The sequence below is a fragment of the Flavobacterium cauense R2A-7 genome, assembly GCF_000498475.1.
Lineage (GTDB): Bacteria > Bacteroidota > Bacteroidia > Flavobacteriales > Flavobacteriaceae > Flavobacterium > Flavobacterium cauense.
Genome location: NZ_AVBI01000031.1, coordinates 1 through 2,283, shown reverse-complemented (window position 1 = coordinate 2,283; position 2,283 = coordinate 1). Strand labels below are relative to the sequence as shown.

The 2,283-nt window shown below is 27.2% G+C and carries 3 protein-coding genes; all 3 read right to left on the bottom strand.

Annotated elements, in window-relative coordinates; all coding sequences use genetic code 11:
• Positions 1 to 182: 182 nt before the first annotated feature.
• Genes FCR2A7T_RS14510 through FCR2A7T_RS14500 form a run of 3 tightly spaced genes read right to left on the bottom strand, consistent with a single transcriptional unit; the run spans position 183 to position 2,141 of the window.
• Positions 183 to 779, bottom strand: coding sequence for a hypothetical protein (locus tag FCR2A7T_RS14510; protein ID WP_023572059.1), 597 nt, complete (start codon positions 777 to 779; stop codon positions 183 to 185).
• Complete coding sequence (locus FCR2A7T_RS14505) at positions 772 to 1,095, bottom strand: STAS-like domain-containing protein (RefSeq protein ID WP_035118856.1); 324 nt, start codon at positions 1,093 to 1,095, stop codon at positions 772 to 774. The genes FCR2A7T_RS14510 and FCR2A7T_RS14505 overlap by 8 nt, the downstream gene beginning before the upstream one ends.
• 2 nt (positions 1,096 to 1,097) lie before the next feature.
• Positions 1,098 to 2,141 carry a hypothetical protein gene (locus FCR2A7T_RS14500; protein WP_023572058.1) on the bottom strand — a complete coding sequence of 348 codons (1,044 nt, stop codon included), beginning with the start codon at positions 2,139 to 2,141 and terminating at the stop codon, positions 1,098 to 1,100.
• Positions 2,142 to 2,283: the final 142 nt, after the last annotated feature.

Here is a 2,283-nt window from a genome sequence, read left to right as displayed (position 1 = left end):
AAAATTGCCGTTAACGTCCCGCCGGCTTTGTGACAGGCGGGGATTTTTGTTACTGATGTTTACAAATATACCGAAAAGTCTCAAAGAAAAAAGCTGAAAAATAGGAGAGAAGTGCAAACACTGTCCATTACAAATACACACCCAAAACCCCGCTTGCACAAAACCGCTGTTGGCAGTAGTTTTTATTTTTTATTTATTATTATAATTAAATCAAATAATAATTTGTCTAATTCTGTAGATAATCTTCGTGCTATAATAAGGTCATTTGCAATATTATAATTTTGTTGATTGACGGTTGGAGTATATGTTATTTTTTCCCAAATATTCCTCATTTTACTTTCAGCATTTTGTTTCAAAATACTGTTTGCAGGTAAAATTTCTCTATCAACCAAAAGAGTGAGATTCATATTTAATTTTTGTCTTAGATATTTGAATTGACTATTAACAAAATGACTATTGTTATTATGTTGCGAATTTAAAATTTGATCAATTGATTCTAAAATAATTAAATCTTTATCTTTTCGAAAATCTTCTAAATATCTTGTTAAGATATCTTTTTCACTTTTTTTAAAATCATTTTTATTTCCAAAAATTACAGTTAAGTAATAAGCAATTAAAATATTTATTAAAATTGAAAATATTTCAATAGGATTCATTTCTATAGCAATATCATTTTGAATATTGAAATTGCTTACTTTATTCAATAGAATTGCTAAAAATATTCCTGCAACAATACCTAAAGTGAAAATTATTATTTGACTGGTTCTAATTTTAGGCATTCTTAATGTATTCTTTTATGTCATCAATTAAATATGGTTCTTCATTTGATATTAAATGAATTTTACTATAAACTAAATCATTACCATATTTTCTTGCTAGTCCACCGAAAACTTCTTCTAACCAAGATGTTCCATATCCAATTGTACCATCCAAGTTTACTATTATGATTGAACTATCGTTATCTTTATCTTCAAATAAAGGTTCTAAAAAAACTTCTCTGAATTCCTGTCCTGAATGAGCTTTTTCCCCCTCATCTCTATATCTAGAGCCAGGAGTTATTGAAAACTCTTTTACATTTACTATTATCTCTTTCATAGTTAAAGTATCCATTGTAGATTATTATTATTTGAATTTATTTCCCACGATACAAATGTACCACTAAATTCGTTATTAAGTTTAGTATATATGTTGTTACTTACATTTGAAAAGACATCATTTGAAACAATTTTTAATTCACTTATGTCATTTCTTTGCATAGCTTGTCTAATTCCTGGTAAACCTTTTCCTCGGTATGGTTTGCCGGTTACGGTCATATGTATTTCGCCTTCAAGCAAAAGTTTTAAAAGAGTTGAGTTGTCATCTTTATTTACTAAACTTGAAATGTAACTTTTTAATTTTTCCCATTTTCCTTCTTCAGGCTTGTTTTTTAAACTTTCAAAAATCCCTATTCCATAATCCAAAAAAATAAAAGAAACTTTTTTATTTTCCTTATCATGATTAACAGATAACCACCAGTGCTTTTCTCCTTTTCTATTTAAAACAGCATGATTATTGGTATTATGCATTAACTCTAATAAAACTCTTTGTAATCCTTTTAATGTTCTTTTTTCTCCAAATACAGTTTCTGAAGTTTCAATCATTACAGGCAATCCTAACTCAGAGTTTACCTCTTTGTTTGCTCTTGTGAAAATTTGATTTTCTTTTCCGATTTTGTATTCTAAAGTTTTATCAATTTTTGTTTTTAAACAGTCAAAAAAGCCTGAATCAATGAGCTTTTTTTTGTATTCCAATTTATTAGGAAAATTACCGTTGAATTTAATATTTCTTTCTTTAAATGAAAATACTACAGATAAAAGCATCGTGACTGCAGAATAATCCATGTATTCAACATGTTTCATGTTTACAAACACTTCTTTTTCTTGTAGATACCGATCTTCTAATTGATTTATGAAGTTTATTGTTTCTGTTGGATTAGTTATTAATGAGAAATTTTTAGGTGTATCAATTTTCTCAAATAATCTATCTCTGTTATATAGTATTAGTTCTTCGCGACTTCTGTATTTATCCTTTTTTTTTGATTTTGGCTTAAATGTGTCTATTTTTTCTTTGAAAATATTTTTACCGTAGAACTTTGTGCTCATAATAATGTGTTGTTAAGGCGGAAAAATAAGAAAATTTCTATAATTTATGCGTTGATATTCTATAATTTATCTCAATTAGAATAAGCTTAATGTTTTTAACATTACTATTCTCTAAAATTACTGCCAACGTCCCGCCGGCTTT